16 protein-coding genes and 1 pseudogene are annotated in these 15,823 nt (G+C 57.3%); 12 read left to right on the top strand and 5 right to left on the bottom strand.

What is annotated here, in order from left to right:
• Nucleotides 1-376: 376 nt before the first annotated feature.
• A complete protein-coding gene (locus ACP7B7_RS26325) occupies nucleotides 377-1,159 on the top strand; it encodes an FxDxF family PEP-CTERM protein (protein WP_426078650.1) in 783 nt (260 codons plus the stop codon).
• Between the two features lie 33 nt (nucleotides 1,160-1,192).
• Here the strand turns inward: ACP7B7_RS26325 and ACP7B7_RS26320 are convergent, their stop codons facing one another.
• Nucleotides 1,193-1,564, bottom strand: coding sequence for a hypothetical protein (locus tag ACP7B7_RS26320; protein ID WP_426078649.1), 372 nt, complete (start codon nucleotides 1,562-1,564; stop codon nucleotides 1,193-1,195).
• A 24-nt stretch (nucleotides 1,565-1,588) separates the two neighbouring features.
• Here ACP7B7_RS26320 and ACP7B7_RS26315 point away from each other — a divergent pair.
• Together ACP7B7_RS26315 and ACP7B7_RS26310 are read left to right on the top strand one after the other, a co-directional pair.
• Nucleotides 1,589-2,065 (top strand): annotated as a pseudogene (locus ACP7B7_RS26315) (ATP-dependent DNA helicase); the annotation flags it as partial.
• A 130-nt stretch (nucleotides 2,066-2,195) separates the two neighbouring features.
• Nucleotides 2,196-2,519 carry a hypothetical protein gene (locus ACP7B7_RS26310; protein ID WP_426078648.1) on the top strand — a complete coding sequence of 108 codons (324 nt, stop codon included), beginning with the start codon at nucleotides 2,196-2,198 and terminating at the stop codon, nucleotides 2,517-2,519.
• Between the two features lie 117 nt (nucleotides 2,520-2,636).
• Here the strand turns inward: ACP7B7_RS26310 and ACP7B7_RS26305 are convergent, their stop codons facing one another.
• Nucleotides 2,637-3,272, bottom strand: coding sequence for a hypothetical protein (locus ACP7B7_RS26305; protein ID WP_426078647.1), 636 nt, complete (start codon nucleotides 3,270-3,272; stop codon nucleotides 2,637-2,639).
• Between the two features lie 141 nt (nucleotides 3,273-3,413).
• On the opposite strand from ACP7B7_RS26305, the gene ACP7B7_RS26300 reads away from it, so the two are divergent.
• The 3 genes from ACP7B7_RS26300 (at nucleotide 3,414) to ACP7B7_RS26290 (ending at nucleotide 6,142) form a co-directional block, all read left to right on the top strand.
• A complete protein-coding gene (locus tag ACP7B7_RS26300; RefSeq protein ID WP_426078646.1) occupies nucleotides 3,414-3,674 on the top strand; it encodes a hypothetical protein in 261 nt (86 codons plus the stop codon).
• Nucleotides 3,675-3,731: 57 nt separating this feature from the next.
• Nucleotides 3,732-4,679, top strand: coding sequence for a hypothetical protein (locus ACP7B7_RS26295; RefSeq protein WP_426078645.1), 948 nt, complete (start codon nucleotides 3,732-3,734; stop codon nucleotides 4,677-4,679).
• Between the two features lie 524 nt (nucleotides 4,680-5,203).
• Nucleotides 5,204-6,142, top strand: a complete 939-nt coding sequence (locus ACP7B7_RS26290) for a hypothetical protein (protein WP_426078644.1) — start codon at nucleotides 5,204-5,206, stop codon at nucleotides 6,140-6,142.
• Between the two features lie 31 nt (nucleotides 6,143-6,173).
• On the opposite strand, the gene ACP7B7_RS26285 is transcribed toward ACP7B7_RS26290, so the two are convergent.
• A complete protein-coding gene (locus tag ACP7B7_RS26285) occupies nucleotides 6,174-6,737 on the bottom strand; it encodes a restriction endonuclease (protein WP_426078643.1) in 564 nt (187 codons plus the stop codon).
• A 61-nt stretch (nucleotides 6,738-6,798) separates the two neighbouring features.
• On the bottom strand, nucleotides 6,799-7,872 hold the full coding sequence (locus ACP7B7_RS26280) for an integrase domain-containing protein (protein ID WP_426078642.1): 1,074 nt from the start codon (nucleotides 7,870-7,872) through the stop codon (nucleotides 6,799-6,801).
• 1,261 nt (nucleotides 7,873-9,133) lie between these two features.
• On the opposite strand from ACP7B7_RS26280, the gene ACP7B7_RS26275 reads away from it, so the two are divergent.
• From ACP7B7_RS26275 to ACP7B7_RS26265, 3 genes are all read left to right on the top strand, one after another.
• The gene (locus tag ACP7B7_RS26275) at nucleotides 9,134-10,204 is read left to right on the top strand and encodes a PRTRC system protein D (protein WP_426078641.1); all 1,071 of its coding nucleotides are present in this window, start codon (nucleotides 9,134-9,136) and stop codon (nucleotides 10,202-10,204) included.
• On the top strand, nucleotides 10,201-10,464 hold the full coding sequence (locus ACP7B7_RS26270; RefSeq protein WP_426078640.1) for a hypothetical protein: 264 nt from the start codon (nucleotides 10,201-10,203) through the stop codon (nucleotides 10,462-10,464). The genes ACP7B7_RS26275 and ACP7B7_RS26270 overlap by 4 nt, the downstream gene beginning before the upstream one ends.
• A 309-nt stretch (nucleotides 10,465-10,773) precedes the next feature.
• Entirely contained in the window at nucleotides 10,774-11,088 is a 315-nt protein-coding gene (locus tag ACP7B7_RS26265) for an H-NS family nucleoid-associated regulatory protein (protein ID WP_426078639.1), read from the top strand.
• Between the two features lie 176 nt (nucleotides 11,089-11,264).
• Here the strand turns inward: ACP7B7_RS26265 and ACP7B7_RS26260 are convergent, their stop codons facing one another.
• A complete protein-coding gene (locus ACP7B7_RS26260; RefSeq protein ID WP_426078638.1) occupies nucleotides 11,265-11,480 on the bottom strand; it encodes a hypothetical protein in 216 nt (71 codons plus the stop codon).
• Between the two features lie 1,177 nt (nucleotides 11,481-12,657).
• On the opposite strand from ACP7B7_RS26260, the gene ACP7B7_RS26255 reads away from it, so the two are divergent.
• From ACP7B7_RS26255 to ACP7B7_RS26245, 3 genes are all read left to right on the top strand, one after another.
• Nucleotides 12,658-13,404, top strand: coding sequence for an autoinducer binding domain-containing protein (locus ACP7B7_RS26255; RefSeq protein ID WP_426078637.1), 747 nt, complete (start codon nucleotides 12,658-12,660; stop codon nucleotides 13,402-13,404).
• A 14-nt stretch (nucleotides 13,405-13,418) separates the two neighbouring features.
• Complete coding sequence (locus tag ACP7B7_RS26250) at nucleotides 13,419-14,588, top strand: fatty acid desaturase (RefSeq protein WP_426078636.1); 1,170 nt, start codon at nucleotides 13,419-13,421, stop codon at nucleotides 14,586-14,588.
• A 326-nt stretch (nucleotides 14,589-14,914) separates the two neighbouring features.
• Nucleotides 14,915-15,409, top strand: coding sequence for a hypothetical protein (locus ACP7B7_RS26245; protein ID WP_426078635.1), 495 nt, complete (start codon nucleotides 14,915-14,917; stop codon nucleotides 15,407-15,409).
• Nucleotides 15,410-15,823: the final 414 nt, after the last annotated feature.

The following is a 15,823-nucleotide window of genomic DNA, read 5'->3' as shown; positions in this document are numbered from 1 at the left end:
CAAGCCGTGTTCGGTATCTTGGCGACATTACGTCACCGACGGCAGGCGCTTTTGGTAGTGCAAACCGTCATGGCGCTGGCCGTTGGTCTGTCCTGCTCGGCTTCGGTGGCGGGCCGGCCGTTGCTGATACACCTGCCGCGTCAATGTGAACCGGGCGGCGGGAATCGAACCCGCATGTGAAGCTTGGCAGACGTCCGCTCGACCATTGAGAGACGCCCGCGAAAACACAAATGTCGCGTTTTTTGACACTTGCGCGCTCAAAATCCGCGACCTTGAGCGATTTTCATTAAAATTCAGCAGCTTATAAAAACGGCATGTTTCCTGCTCTGTTTTGCCCGGGCATTCGCTCGATCAAATATATTTCACAGGGAATACCATGAACCGAAAATTTTACTGGGCCACACTGGCGCTCTCGCTTGCCACAAGTGCTGTGCACGCCGACAGTTTCGACAATGGGGGCTTTGAAGGCGGCAACGCGAATGGCTGGGTTACCGGTGCTGGCTATCGGGGCAATACGCTCAATGCATCGCTCAGTGCAGAACAATTCCTCCCGGGTGGGAGCCTTTACGCCGGGCCCTCCACCCGGTCAAGTGTCATCTCGGCTGGCACGATTGACCCGATCATCGGCGCCAATCTCGGCTCTACGGTCTATGCAGGGAATTATTCTTATCGCGTCGAGGATACGCGCACGGGCGGCTACGGATCGGTGGTAAGTCAGTCGGTCAAGAATTACACCGATTCCGACATTTTCTTTACCTGGAAGGCCGTATTGGAAAACGGCGGCCATGCTGATAACGAATCGGCAGCGCTGTTCATCACGCTGCGCGATGACACCACGGGAATACAACTCGTGAATCGCCTGTACAACGCTGGCGATGGCGGCGGCGGGGTTGATGCCCGCTTCGATAGTTTAGGAAATTACTTCTACACACCCTTGTGGCAGGCTGAGCAATTGAGGATCGACGCCAACTTGGCCGGCCATGACTTCACACTTTCTGTGGCGGCAGCGGACTGCTATTTTACCGGGCACACGGGCTATGCGTACGTTGATGGCTTCGGCGGTGTGGCGCCAATTCCAGAGCCAACAACCTACGGCATGATGCTCGCCGGCCTGGGCCTGCTGGGCTTCATGGCGCGCCGGCGCAACAAACAGGCGTAGAAACAGGAAAGCCACCCTCACCCTTGAGGTGGCTTATTTTTCACTCCCACGACGATAGCGCGTGGTGAGCGGCAAATTCAAGGCACGGCAAAGCATCAATGGTCTTGGCTTCAGGTTGGCCACTGTCCTGCGTCGCGCGGTAGCGCTTGTCGCATTGAGCGCTTCAAGCATGTCCTCGATCAGGTGCAGCGTCTTGTGCGGGGCCTGGACGGCGCGCGTGCCGCTGCCGGCGCATGCACGGCAGGCGATGTCCGACATCACCGTGGTCTGGCCGCGCACCGACTCGTAGGCGCGGCCGGTGCAGGCCGGGCACACATCGTTCAGCCAATGATCCCGGGGCCGCCGCGCGACCTTGGACGGGCTCACGTCGACCGGCCATGTCCTGTGCCCCGCCTTGCTCTTCACGATCTCGCGCCAGGCATCGAGCAGCGCCGGTTAGCTGAACGCCTGGCCGCGACGTTCCAGCAGCGCAAACTGCCATTTCCGCTGTTCGTCCAGGGTGACGGCGGGCGCAGCGAACTGCTGCGGCGTTTTCGAGCCACCGTCAATGGCGTATTGATCGGCAGCCAGAGCTTCTGGGAAGGGGGGGACATGGGCGGCGACGCGCTGGCATTGGTCATCATCGATAAACTGCCGTTCGCGCCACCGGACGACCCGGTGCTGGCGGCGCGCATGGAGCGAATGGAACGCCAAGGGCACAACAGTTTCATCGAGCACTGCTTGTCAGAAGCAATCATCAATCTCAAACAAGGCGCCGGCCGCCTGTTCCACGACGAAAGCAACCAAGGCGTGCTGATGATCTTTGATGCGCGCATGATCGTCAAACCGTACGGCAGGCGGATCTGGCAAAGCCTGCCGTCATTTCGGCGCACGCATGTACCGGCGGAGGTGGTCGCTTTCCTGCAACGGATTGCACACCGCCCGCCCGCGTCGCCATGGCGCACCATCATAAGATGGCACCCTGGCCTCGCGATGCAAGCAGCGACGGCATTGGTGCGACTCGTTTATCTTGGTGCGGCGCGGGGAGAACACGACCATGTCACAACATAGCTATCCGGCGATGTCTGCCGGCCGTCCGGTGCGGATCGTGATGGGGTATGACCGGGCCCTGCGCGGCTTTTACCTGTTGGTGGAGCGCGCCGACGACGCCGATGGCGGCTTTTTGTATTGTAATCTTGATGATCCGGCGTTGGCCGATTGTCTGGGATTGCCCGCAACGCTGGGGTATTTTGTCGGCAAATTGCGGGCGCTCGGTCTGCCAATATGGCAGAGTGTGCTTGATGCAGTCCAGGCGGATCGCCGCAACCAGGTGGGCAACCGCGACGTGCGATACGACGCGAACGGTCAGGTGCTGGGATAGCGAGCGCGAGTGCCATGCCTTAGGCGAGTCTCGATCGTCGGCGGTCCGTTCTGTTCGCCCGCCGCGCGCGCCGGCCATTGGATGTCCGGATGCGCATCGTCCAATGGATCGGCCGTGCTATGCGAGTCCGCGCCCGACCGCGCTGGCGTAATCCTCGCCAGCGAGCAAGCGTTGATTGATCATTTGCTCCAGTCGATCAATCTCCGGCTGGAGATGTCGCCAGCGCACGCCCTCCTGATCCATCTCGCTGAACGAGATGGTGGTAATGGCGCACCCGAGCGGTGCGAGCATATGTCGGGCCGCCGCCCAGAACATGTGCGACTTACCGAGTTCATGGATGGTGGTCAGTGGCAGCTGATAATGGGAAACCAGATACCGGATGATGGCCAGCCCATAGCGTTGTCGCCTGAACGCTTCATCAATTTCTATTTTAAATAGATACAGCCGATCAAACAGGGGCGACACCGCGTAAGAGACGTAACCTACCCGACCGCCGTCGTGGCCCAAGACGGTCGCGTTGCGATTGGGATTGGGCGAGGTCATGCACTGCGTGTGGTTGAACGCCACTTGCAGTGTAAACGAGGGCAGGCCGAGTGCATCACTGTTCCTGTAGCACAGAGGATCGGGCATGTTCGCTGCATCGCTCAGGCGCACTGGATCGCATACCTGCGGATCGCCACCGTCGTGACGTGCGAAGCGGGAGACGGTGTGCGTGACGTAACGGGCCAAGGCCCCCAGGTTCAAAGTCTTCATTGGTTCCTCAACGCGCCGGAGGAACTCGGGCGCGGCAATCGGGTGCGGTAAAGGGGCGCGGTCACGCGTCCATCGTCCACGACATCGTGCCAATGCCGCGACGTCCAATCGGCCTGGAAACGAAGCGGCCTGCGTGAGATTGTGTTCGATGATGACGCGCGTGGCAAGCAGGATGGCGCGCCAGTGATTCCTGCTGGCAGACCATCCCCTCCCTCAATATTGGCGCGGGTTGCCGGTGGCGCCTGGCTGGTGCGCTGCGACCAGCAGGCGATCTTGTCGAACCTGCAGGCCATGCTGCTGTCGAACAGCCTGAGGGCGTGCGCCGCCCCCATCTTCAACAGCGACTATCACGCCCACTGTCGCGATTCCAACGCATCCACCGACGCAGTCACCGCCACTTGAGAACACTCGCGCGCCTTTTAGACTGTTCTCCACACCTATTCTCTCATGGAGGCGAACATGTCGGACAATGCTATTTCTTTTCTTGATGGCTTACTGGCGCCGCCGCCGCGGATCGCGCGCACCGGGTTGCATGGACGGGCCACGCGTTCGCTGGCCGGCCAGCCCGAGCGGCTGCTGCTGGAAGCGTCTACGCTGCGCCAAGCGCTCGCCGCGATGGCGGCCTTGGCAACCGCCAGTGAGGTCGAGGCGCCGTCGCGGCTTGGCGCCGCGCGCGATATCCTGATCCGGCATGCGCTGCGTACCCACCAGATGGTGACGGTGCCGGCCACGGTGGTTGGCGACGCGCTGGTACCAGCGTTTCGGGTCGGTCAGTTCCTGTGTGGACGCGGACTGTACGACACGATTCAGATCGATTCACAGAGCGTGCCGTGGACGTCGATTCCCTACGCCGAGGCGCGGCGCGTGAGCCACGAATGTGGCCTGGCGCTGCTGACGGAGCGGCAGGCGCTGGCCATCGCGCAAGATATCTTGCGCCAGCCGGTCAACTGGACCGGTGGCGCGGTCGGCGTCGGACGGCTGTACCAGGGACTGCACCAGGGCGTCGTGAGTCGGCCACAGGCGGCCACTTATCTGCCGCGACACCAGATCGAGCGGCGTTGGCACGTGTTATCCAATGGCGACGTCATTTTCGACATGGCGGGCAATGCCTACTCCTGGATCTTCGACGATGTGCAGGGTGATGCGCGCGGCGTGGTGGCGAGAAAATTCTTGCCGAACTCGCCGACCACGGCGCGCTCGGAAGAGTGGCCGCACGATATCGGCGCCGGTGATGGGCCGCTGCCGGGAACCGACTATCGTGGCGAAGCGTTGATCCGGGGTGGCCATGCGGGTTCCGGCGCCATAGCAGGGATATTCCATTTACGCACCCATGCCATCGAGCGTGGCGAATACGAGATCGGGTTTCGCGTCACCGCCCCGGTCGAGATGGAAGCCGCCGGCGCCTGACACGGGTAATGCGGTACTAGATCTGCTGGCGCGATCATCCAGCAAGCGTTCCAGGCTCGCACGCGTAGTGGTGCGCCATCCTGGCGCCTGCCTGGCATGGGCCGCTCCTTAAGCGTGATGGCATTTCCCAACCGGCTTACTACGATGTCAGTTGCAAAGACCCTTCATGACAGGAGTAAGATCATGACAATGACGACAAAAGAAACGCTTTAGTCTCCCGGGTTCCCCCGGCGACTGCCGCGATCTACCACCGTGCATGGTGGTAGATCGCGCCCGCCAGCTGTTGTGCCCCGCTTGCTGGTGTTCCCTTCCTTCGATCCTGCATTGTGCTGGCCGGCAAAGCCTGCCCGGCCAGCACGCGTTACCGATGCATCTGTCTGCGCTTCCACCAGCATGCTGCTGCAGTGAGCGTCTTGTCAGATGGGGGGCATGCGATGGGAACGAGGATGATTGCCCCATCTTGAGACACGAGTTCTTCCTCGTACACTGGTTCACGTACCCACTGTTTTCCAATGGAGGCATGTATGTCGAACCATCTTATTCCCCATATCGACCAGCGTATTGCACCCCATGGCAGCGGCGCAGGCGCCGTAGCTGACGCGCTGATGGCGCTGCCCGCTGGCTCGATGCATCACGATTTGATGGCGCGGTTGCTGGTCGCTGCACGGACCGACCGGCATGCACTGGCGGCGTTAGCGGCCTACGCGATCTCCTGTGCGGACGAGGCGCCGGATCGCGCACATGCGCTGCGCGAGGCGGTGATCGCGCGCATCCTCGAACGCCAGCACCTGGTGACGGTGCCGGCCACGGTGGTGGGTGGCGAGCTGGTGCCATCGTTTCGTGTCGGCCAGTATCTGTGTGGCATGGGGGTGTTTGGCACCATCCAGATCGATCCGTGGAGCGCGCCCTGGACCGCCATCTGCTATCGGGCGGCACAACGGGCGTGTGCCGCCTGCGGTCTGGCACTGCTGACGGAGCGCCAGGCGCTGGCAATCGCCTGCAATATCCTGCGACAACCCGTAAACTGGACGGGCGGAAAAATTGGCCACGGCCATCTGTATCGCGGCCTGCACCGGGGCTTGGGCGAAGGGCCCCGGCCCGGCAACCGTCGCTCGACCTGCCCTGCCGAGCGGCGCTGGCATTTGCTGTCGAACGGCCAGATGATTTTCGATATGGCCGGCAACGCGTATTCATGGATCTTTGACGATGTACAGGGTGACGCCAATGGGGTCGTGGCGGCCGCGTTTGCCGCTGAATCGCCTTCGATTCATCGTGGTGACGAATCGGCGGTCACGCAGGATGCTGGTCCGGCGCCGGGCGCGGACGACGACTATCGCGGCGAGGCACTGATACGCGGCGGCCACTGGTGTTCTGGAGAGACGGCCGGTGTGTTCCATCTGCGCAGCGAAGACGTGGATCATGCCGATCTGGACATCGGCTTTCGCGCGGCCATGCCGCAGTAAATCAGAGGCGACGGTCCGTCGTCTTCAACTCTCACCGGTTGTCTGCCCTGCCGCTGTCGACTGACTTCCAGAGCTTTCCCAGACGGCGATGCAGCAGCAATTGCAATAGCCGGTTGCCGCTAATGAGGGTCAGGCGGCTGTTGCCCAAATGGCTGTACAGGGCGCCGCCACTGCGTCCGGAATGGACAAACAGGCCAACTGGATAATGGCGGCGCGCCACCAGCTCGGCGAACTCGCGCACGTGGTCCGCGCAGACGTACTGGCAATAGCGTTTGACCTGGACTGCGCACCAGCCGTGGTGCGGATGCCAGGCCTTGCCATCCAGGCCGCCATCACCGGTGTAGCGCAGGTTGCGCCAGATGAACATGCCACAGTCTTCCAACGCGGTCAGGACGATTTCCTCGAACAGCAGCGGATCAACCTTGCGCAGGAACGCAAAGCAGCGTGCTTCGAGGTGTGCTCCTTCCCAGGAGCGCAGCTGCGACAACACCTGGTACGACTGGCACACATTGTGGCGATGGCGCGGACGGCGCCGCAAGCGCCACCGGTTGACCCAGCGGGAAGCGCAGCGGCAGGCGTGTGAAAAGAGATCCATGGGGTTCCCTTCGAATCCGGGCGTGACAGTCACTTTTCAGAGCGACTGGGGCGGGTGTGGGTTATGCGATCTGGTGGCAATCCGCTCCCGGCGCTGGGGTTCGTGCAACGGGTGAGCCCAGGTACGCGTTGCTGATTTGCGGCCGGTTATGGCCCAGTTGCTGCGCCACTTCGAGATACAGCGCGCGCATGGTCGCCGGGTCCAGGCAAGGGAAGCCGGCCCGTACGGGCGCCTGGCACGCGGCGATGTCGAAAAACAGGTCACCCGCGAATTCGTGGCGTAGTCCGTGCGGCGTGGCGCCCAGTTGCGCCCTGGACAGGCCCGCTTTGCGCACCACGTTGGAGAACAGATCGAGTGCCTGCTTCAGGCTCAAATCAGGATGGCCGAGGTGGGAATGCTGAAAGCGCGCCAGGCGATACGCGGCAGCGAGCGCGGCCCGTTGTTCGTCGTTGCGCACGGCCGTGAACCGCAAGCGACCGCCTTTGGTGCCGCGCTTGATGCGCAAAAAGCTGATGTAACGCGCGCTGCCCGACTGGGGATTGTGGACCGGCAGTGCGTAGGCGGGCACTTCGGCGGCGTGCGGGCAGAACATCACAGCTTCCTTGCGGCGCAGCCCGAAAGCCAGCAGCATGCGCAACTGCGCGCCTACCCGTTCATCGATGGCGCTGACCTTTGCCAGGACCTGCTCGATATCGAGGCCCTGGCCGCTCCAGCTCTTGTCGCGCTGCGCCGTGTAGTGGCGCGTGACCAGTTGCAGGTCGTCGACATAGTGGTATGGCGGCAAAACCAATCCCGGTTTGCCGATCCAGCGCGAAAACACCCGCAGGAAGCTCAGTTGCTGCTGGATATAGGCGGCGCTGTATGGGCGCCGCCCGTCGTTCGCGGGCGGTGACGGCATGGTGTTGACCGGGTGCGCGGTCCAGTAGTCCATCAGCGCGCGAACATGCCTGGCACTGAGGTTGTGGGGCGTCGGCTTGTAGCCCAGGGTGCGTAACGTCATGAAGGCACGTTCAAGGCCGAGCTTGCGCGCCGCCATGGTGCTATGCGACACGACCTTGTTGCGCACGGCATGCAGGCCATTGTGCTCCAGCAAAATGGCGTCCAGTTGGGCTTTCCAGTGATTGTTGTTCGACATCCTCGATCTCCTTTGCCGCACGAGGGCGGAGCGCCACATCACGCTGTGCATGCCGGCGCGCGGCACGACGCTTCGCCAGCGGCCAGCCACCTGGGTGCGCGCGTACGACGTTGCCTGTCGACGCGCTGCTGCCAGGCGCGCGCCGGGACCTTGGCCTGAGTGGAAGCATGGTGCGGCGCGGCCAACCGGCGCTGGTCATGCGGGCGGGTGATGCAGGCAATGCGCAGGCCCCAGGCGCAGTGCGGTGTTGGATAGGGTTGATCGCGCGAGCGAATGGTGTCGTAAAAATGCGCATGCCGAAGCTGGGTGGATTTCGCCTGCCCAACTACCCCCGCCTCAAGGACGGACAGTGCCACGCTGGTGCGTCGCAAAGGCAACCTGGTTGACGGCCAGGCCAAACTGTTTGGATGTCAATGGTGTCTGCTTTCCACGCCGATATCCCAGGTCCTACCACCGGACCCTCAGGCGCTACGTGCTCACCGACAGGGCCGAAGCCTCACGGGCAACGGTTACTTGTCGTCATTGTTGGATGGTCGCACGACGGAAAACGTTAACAGGGAATTGCTGTGATGCCGCTCATGTCGGCACGCCCCAGATCTTGTCTGGTGGCTGTCAACGTGCATCGCGCTCCAGCCGGCGATGACGTCTCTGTCCGCTCACGGCGGGGCAGAAGTGACTGGTAAGTTTCATCGATCTCGCGGATCGGATAGGGGGATCGGTTGGCCGTGGCAACACGGTGCCGATGATGCAGGACTGGTCAGCCAGTCGCCAATGGCAGGTAACGTCTGCGGCGGTGCTGGCGCGCACGGGCGCTGCATTGAGACCGCGATGGTCATGGAAGCAGGTCCAGACAGCCAAGCCAGAATAGGCAGATTCAAAACTGAAGTCAAGGACGTTTTGCGAGGCCAGAAAATTGTAATTGAAGGGCAATTTAATTTGTCGAGATAATTGCTGCGGCTCGGCCACTCGACAAAGATAAAAAGGGTGATACCTCTGATTGTAAATGGTATTGATAGGAGATGCCTCGAACGGGCCGGGCCGCCGATGGAAAACCAATGGGTAACGATTCGAACGCGCGTCGGCAGCGACGGCAAGTCGGTTCAATGACCAGGTGCTGGGTTTGCAGCGAGTCGAATGGTGCTGCAAACGCGATGCACCCGTCGCTGTCCAAGAAAGATGCGAGAAAAGGCCAGCTTTTCGTCACAGCACCAGGCCCAGTTGGCACTATGCTGAAGATGGGATAATTAGCGGGAGAGAAAATATGGGCGCCGTTGTACGTGCAGTGGACGTTGGCCGCGGCAACACGAAATATATCGCCGGCATCAAGACCGATGGTACGTTGCTCTGTGAAATGTTTCTCTCCCAGGCGCAGCCATCGGAGTTACCCCGGGAACAGGATGCGTGGGGAACCCGGCGCAGAACCATTGCGATCCCGGTCGACGGCCTATATTACGAAGTCGGCCCGGACGTGCACCTGGCAGCGGATGTGTTCACGGCCAACATGCTGCAGAATGATCGTTATTGCAATACGCCCGAGTACATGGCGTTGGTACTGGGTGCAGTCCATCACATGCAACTGGCGCATATTGATTTGCTCGTGATTGGTTTGCCAGTGGCCACCTTCAAGTTGCGTCGGCTGGTCACCGCAGTGGAACAAAAGATCAAAGGAACGCATTCATTGGGCAAGGGCAGGACCGTGACGATCGACAATGTCAAAGCCGTTGCGCAACCGACCGGCGCCCTCATGCACTACGGACTGACGCACAATCGGCTAGCAGAGGTGCGGAAGGAGCGCAGCCTGATCATGGACGCGGGACGGCGGTCATTCGATTGGATCGTCACCTATGGCATGCAGCAGCTCGAGAAGCGCAGCCATTCCGTCGATCGCGGCATGTTCGACGTATTACAGGTCATCGCTGATGGTATCAGCCGCACGACATCGTCGCAGTACCGTGACTATGATGTCATTGACCGTGCACTACGCGATGGCAAGAAGCCAGTTATCTTTCAGGCAGAGTATGACATGGCTCCCCATCTGTTGATGGCAACCAAAATACCGGAACAGGCGGTGGCGGAAATGTTGCGCTATGTCGGCGATGCGGCCGACATCAACAATATTATCCTGGTGGGCGGCGCGGCCTTTTTCTACAGGAAAGCGCTACGGGCTGCCTTTGCCCGTCATAAAATAGTGGAATTGAAAAATCCGATATACGCCAATGTGACAGGTTTTCAGGAGGCGGGCACCGCCTTTTTGAATGCCCCTGCCGCGAGAACCTGCGCGGACGAAGCCAGTAGCCCATCCGTGCAGTTGTTGTCGGGAGCCAGGCAATGAAAACAGAAATCAGGATGAGTTTCGTGCTGATGCGTGAGGATATCCCGCCGCTGTTTGACGAACTGCAACGTTTTCCCAAAGGTCCACGACGCATCAACCGGTTAAGAATTTTGGCGTACGCCGGGCTGGCCGCCATGCAGCCAGCGAACACGGCGGACGGAGAACCTCGCCGGCCATCAATTGACGCAGGGACTACTATCGCAACCAGCTCGCCGTTAGATGCCGCCTCGCTGGAATTCTTTGGGCCACCGCTGAAGTAGACAAGCACTGATCTCGCTGAGTTTGCACCTGCTCGGCGGGTGGCCGAAAAGTGTTTGCGATTTGAGTTGGGCGAGGATCGGCCATTCCAGGCATGTTGCATCTCTCTGCCATTCGTTGGCTGGTATGCGATTCCTCTGCCAAGCGGACATACCATTGATCGCGACGTGCGATGGAGCGGCCAATCTCGCCGACGCCGTCGTGAAATGATCGCGCGGCATTACCTGTTTTTTTATTGGGTTAATTTACGTGTCCGAGGCGCACAATCTGTGGTAGTTTCTATATTTTTTGAACACCATAAAGGCTGATCTATGAATCTGGAAAATTTGACAATTGCACAGTTGCGTGAATTACAACGTGACCTGGAAAAGCAGCTGAAAGTCCGGCAGCAACATGACCTGGACGATGCTCGGGCAAAAGTATTAAAAATTGCCCAGGAGTTGGGCGTGCCAGTAAAGGAGCTGATTGTGGAAGGTAATAAGATCAAAAGCAAATCTCAACCAGTCGCCGTCAAATATCGTCATCCCGATGATGCTACCCTGCAATGGACTGGGCGTGGTCGTCAACCAAAATGGGTCAAGGAGTGGACGGAGTCCGGCAAGTCACTTGCCGCAGTAGCGATATAAACTATCTGACGTCGACCTGATCGTGGCTGGGTTCGCTGTTGTTGTCGACCAAGCCCGACCGACTTGGCTAAACAAGAGGCGTTGTGGTTCTTGACCGTGCATTAATTGGCAATGCCGAACGCGTCCTTGCAAAGCCGCAATTGGTTCCCTGTGCGGTCACCCTATGCGGTGAGCGATCATACGCTGATTTGTCGAATAGCCAAACCAATTCCGGTGCTGCGAAGATCGGCGCTGATGCACAGGGAAGCTATCTCAATTGTAAATGTGCAGATGTCTGGCATTGACATATCTTGCTCAACTAAATCGGGCGTATCAAGTTCCTCAAAGAAATTTTCTTTTGGAGGGAAATGTCTTTGAGGAACGTATAGCGAAAATAAATAGGGGTGGTCCACGTCTTCTCTTTCAAGCACTGTCAAAGTTTTTTCCCTAATCTCCTGATTCCGAGTCACTTTCCGAATAATCAGTAAATCATCCCAGTTTAATCTTGAACAGTAATACATCCGTGATTGTTCTTGGGAATGCACACCACACATTCATCCGCAAAACGGACAGCAGTCCTCGAGCACAAGATCGCCCCACCCCCCCCCATGCGCCAAGAAACTCGGGAATAACATCCTGATCATAGCCGACGATCTGAAAGGCATTGCAACAAATCCGTCTACTCCTTCTGCCTTGAGGATCGGTACATATCAGCCGGCACGATACCGATAAATTCGACGCGCACCCTGGACGCACAGAGGTAATTATGAAGCATTAGTTCATTTTGAAAAACAACCTGTGAATTAGTTCATCCAAGGAGCTGGAGGGTGAGTGGATTACCAGTTTGAAGGTTATTTTTGCGGAGAGACGATATCTCGCTTGGCCCCTATTAATAGGTGAGAAAAAAATTTCCTCTTTTTCAATAAAATATACAGGCATTTTAGCTTTCTAATTTGTAAGAAATATCTAATTAGATTTCTTTCGTTGGTATACATGTGGAATAAAACGCAACATGCATCTTGATATCAATGCAGCCCGTGAATTACGCACAATATAGATGAATATCAAATGAGATTCCTCACATTGACGTAACCTTGAATATTCTCAGCTTCGATAGTTCTTTGCCGAAATTTACGATTTTTTCTTGAGGCGTGATTGTGGCATGCCCATTTCTAGTGCTGCCATGGTCTCTACTTGGAGCCAGCACTGGAGACTAGGCAATGAATGTTCACCAAGTCGTTCCTGCGGTCACTCCGGGCATGTTCTTCTCGTGCCCTCATTGTGGCCACCAATATAACGATGATTTGGAATTGCTCGACAACGACGTCCAACATGATGTCATCTGCGAAAATTGCGGTCGGAACTTTGTCTTATTCGTAACAGAGTGTCAGAGATGCCTACTCGAAACCTCATTCAGATGGCGGGAGAAGCCCACATCGACTGAATTCGCCTCTCTACGGTGCGCTAGCTGCAATACGTCATTGATCGAAAACAGCAATGCGGCCGACGACGATGAGGTCTATTTCGGGGATGCGTAGGGATGGAAGGAGCAGCTGTAGTTACCTGATACTGTTGTATTGAAAGACGTAAATGACAATCTCACACAGCTCGGCGGAAGTGCTCGATGTTATCTGTCAGCTGGCCGAGTGCACAACCGAAGCCGGCGCAAACGAATTGGTGATGCAGGTTGTCAAGATGCTCGGTGCAGAGTCTTTTGTGTACTGCTTGCTATTGCCGTCAGTGGATACGCGGTGCAATGGCAGCATGCGCTATTCGATTGGTTGCAGCCCTGAACTTTGCGCTCTATATAGCAAACGCATGTGGATGCTGACCGACCCGTTTTTGGAGTATGCACGTACTAACAGCGCCCCGCTGGTGGGATCGAAAGTCAAAGTGCAGACACCGGGACAAGCGGAGCTGATTCGGCTGAGCGCCCAGCATGGTTTTCGTAGCGGCCTGGTCGTACCAACCCACACCAGCACTGAGGCGAGTAAGCGGATGGGTTTGCTATATATCGGATCGGAACTGCCAGCCGACGTCGGCGAGCCTCTGCTAATGTCCAAGCGCATCCAGTTCGGTGCCTTGGGTGGCGAACTATTGTTGTGGTGGAACCTTCGGCTTAGACAGCAAGCAATGCGCCAATATAGCCTGGTCGACGAGGAGATCGAAACTTTGCAGCTGTCAAAGGATGGAAAAGTGGCCACGGAAATTGCGGCGATCTTTGATATCAAGCTGGCAGCGGCATATAAGCGTTTGAACGAAATCAAGGAAAAGCTCGACGTTGAGAAAATGAAACTGGCAGTCTTGAAGGCAGACGCGCTCGGGTTACTTGGGTAGGACTCACGGCTCTCATGCCAAGCATTGTCGAATGGATAGCGCGACGATGTGTCTGCGAAAGGGAGGACTCGACTGTGGCGACGCATAGTGCGGCATTGAAAAATGCGGGCTATCTGCTCTGCTTGCTTCCGCAGGGTCTGCTGGTACTCGGCACCTGGCTGCAGTTTTCTTGGCTGTCGGTGCTGTTCTTTTTTGTGGCGTTGCCATTGCTGCGCTACCTGATTGGTAACGATTCCTCCCCACCGGTTCAAGTGCGCTCTCGCTGGCTTGCCTATTATCTTGACGGTGTGCCGCGTCTGTATTGCCTGATCTGGGCGCTTGTGTTGCCTTGGGTAATCTGGACGCTGGCGACCCAATCGATGACGTGCATTACCTACCTCGGCTTTGCTCTGTCGCTATGGATTGTATGTTCGCTCAATACTGCCATAGCGCACGAGCTCATACATGCGTCGAGAGCATTTGACCGGAAGTTGGGTGGCTTGCTTGATGCGTCGATTGGCTACATCCACTTTACCGAGGAACATTTGAGCCACCATGTGCGCACTGGCCATCATCGCGGCGGCGATGCGGCCACCCCAGGCGTTTCCATCTATCGCTATGCTGTCGGGCGTTACCGGAATTCACTGCGCACGGCCTGGGAGGTGGAAACTGGTCGGCTTCGGCGCGCGGGATTGCCGTGGCATGCGAATCGGCTGTTGTGCAAATTGCCAATACCGATCAGCATTGCCATGGCATTTTATGTTTTTGCGGGAGGCTACGGACTTGCCGTTTACCTGTTTCAGGTAGTTGGCACCGCATTCACTATCCAGGCTATTACCTATCTGCAGCACTGGGGGCTTACGCAGAGGTGCACACCACAGCAGGCCGATTTTGGCTTCGCGTGGGAAGACGGCTGTTGGATGCAGGCCTGCGTGACGCTGAACCACGCCTATCATGGCATTCACCACCTAGACCCGCGCCGACGCTATTACCAGCTGGCGTGGCGCGGAGATCGGCTGTCCCTGCCCGGATCTTACCCGGTCATGTTCGTCGTCGCGCTCTTCCCACCCTGGTTTTCCCGGCTCATGCATAACCGACTGTCTGCCTGGCTCACAGACGCCGATCAGCGAGAAGCGTACGGACATCGCAAGAATTGTATTAGCCTATCCAAAATAGTGTCAGGTCGTCAAGGCCGTTCGCACTGAATATGTGTCGCCTCGATAATATTTCTTTATTCCTCCAAAATATTTCTCATATTCATTATTAAAAACTGCTAATCCAGGTAACTGGATAGGAATAGCGCAGTGGCGAATAAAATATTTCCTACGGCAATTAAAATTAAATTTGTTGAAACCTTCCATGATAATGCATGAGCTGGCGAATTACCTAATATTTTAGGCCATTGTGCTTATGACGCTTGCGCCTTGAAAATAGCGTCATAGACTTTCGATGCCATAAAAATGATGTCATATTTAAAATATGGTGCCGTCAAACAGCTTTTACCTTATCAAATGTCACAAGGGAAAACAAAATGCGTATTATTGATTATCCAGCTGATCCACTATCCAGCAATGGCTTTTTTGAAACCATTGCTGACTACGCGAGCCGCCATCCGCAATTTGGGTCATCACTGAATCAGTTTGGCAATACGACTCGTATGATGCACCTTGAAAACTGGTTGCATGTCGGTTATGCCGTATCCGATATTCGCTGTGCCCTTTTTTTTCCCTTGATCTGTCTGATCACAAAACAGGTGCTTGGTAATGACTGGGACCAGTTTTGCGTGCGGATAGTAGCTGATGGGCAGCGCTACGCGGCAGCTGTAGAGAACAACGGACAGGTAAAAAATGCACAGTACGGTGGCCGTTATATTTGGAACATTGGTCATGGTGTCGTCGGTGCGATAGCAGAATTGCTCGTTGGAGATGTCCTTCGGGAGCGTGGAATGCCCCCCATGTTTCTTCCGTTATTTGGTCAAGCAGGTATGGACGAGCAACTATCGCAAATACGTGCACGATTTCATTGAAGCACCGGTGAACTCGATATGTCCATTAGAAACACGCAGCGGCCGCTCGCTTTGTGGTGACAGTTCAGCTGTGGTTTTTTGAACTAACGGTAGTGTGTTAAAAGGCGGAGATACAGATTGATGCCCTGGCCTGTTGCCGATTGTCTCCAGCCGCTTGGCAAGTTAATCCGGCAAAGGCATGTCGTAGAACGCGTTCCAGGTGTGGCTTTCTGAAATAGACGCGACTCGAGGTGCTGCGGTGCTGGGCTACGCCCGCCTTATTGTACTAATACCTGCGACGATTTTTCGCCAAATAGCTGGGACTGACCCATAAGGATATCGAAATAGCTGCGACCAACCGTAAGCGCTCCATAAACCACAGCCTTGTGGCGTAATCCCGATTTCCGCATGCTTGCCGTTTCAATTTGAACGGGA

It is taken from the genome of Janthinobacterium sp. PSPC3-1, from assembly GCF_049896105.1.
Taxonomy (GTDB): Bacteria; Pseudomonadota; Gammaproteobacteria; order Burkholderiales; family Burkholderiaceae_D; genus Janthinobacterium.
The sequence above is the reverse complement of the archived record's forward strand: the minus strand, read 5'-3'. Positions and strand labels throughout refer to the sequence as shown.

Bases quoted from the DNA above. Each gene is read 5' to 3' on its own strand.
- ACP7B7_RS26285 (WP_426078643.1), bottom strand. From the start codon at position 6,737: ATGGATCTCTTTTCACACGCCTGCCGCTGCGCTTCCCGCTGGGTCAAC.
- ACP7B7_RS26245 (WP_426078635.1), top strand. From the start codon at position 14,915: ATGCGTATTATTGATTATCCAGCTGATCCACTATCCAGCAATGGCTTT.
- ACP7B7_RS26305 (WP_426078647.1), bottom strand. From the start codon at position 3,272: ATGAAGACTTTGAACCTGGGGGCCTTGGCCCGTTACGTCACGCACACC.
- ACP7B7_RS26265 (WP_426078639.1), top strand. From the start codon at position 10,774: ATGAATCTGGAAAATTTGACAATTGCACAGTTGCGTGAATTACAACGT.
- ACP7B7_RS26295 (WP_426078645.1), top strand. From the start codon at position 3,732: ATGTCGGACAATGCTATTTCTTTTCTTGATGGCTTACTGGCGCCGCCG.
- ACP7B7_RS26310 (WP_426078648.1), top strand. From the start codon at position 2,196: ATGTCACAACATAGCTATCCGGCGATGTCTGCCGGCCGTCCGGTGCGG.
- ACP7B7_RS26270 (WP_426078640.1), top strand. From the start codon at position 10,201: ATGAAAACAGAAATCAGGATGAGTTTCGTGCTGATGCGTGAGGATATC.
- ACP7B7_RS26325 (WP_426078650.1), top strand. From the start codon at position 377: ATGAACCGAAAATTTTACTGGGCCACACTGGCGCTCTCGCTTGCCACA.
- ACP7B7_RS26250 (WP_426078636.1), top strand. From the start codon at position 13,419: ATGCCAAGCATTGTCGAATGGATAGCGCGACGATGTGTCTGCGAAAGG.
- ACP7B7_RS26255 (WP_426078637.1), top strand. From the start codon at position 12,658: ATGACAATCTCACACAGCTCGGCGGAAGTGCTCGATGTTATCTGTCAG.
- ACP7B7_RS26290 (WP_426078644.1), top strand. From the start codon at position 5,204: ATGTCGAACCATCTTATTCCCCATATCGACCAGCGTATTGCACCCCAT.
- ACP7B7_RS26275 (WP_426078641.1), top strand. From the start codon at position 9,134: ATGGGCGCCGTTGTACGTGCAGTGGACGTTGGCCGCGGCAACACGAAA.
- ACP7B7_RS26280 (WP_426078642.1), bottom strand. From the start codon at position 7,872: ATGTCGAACAACAATCACTGGAAAGCCCAACTGGACGCCATTTTGCTG.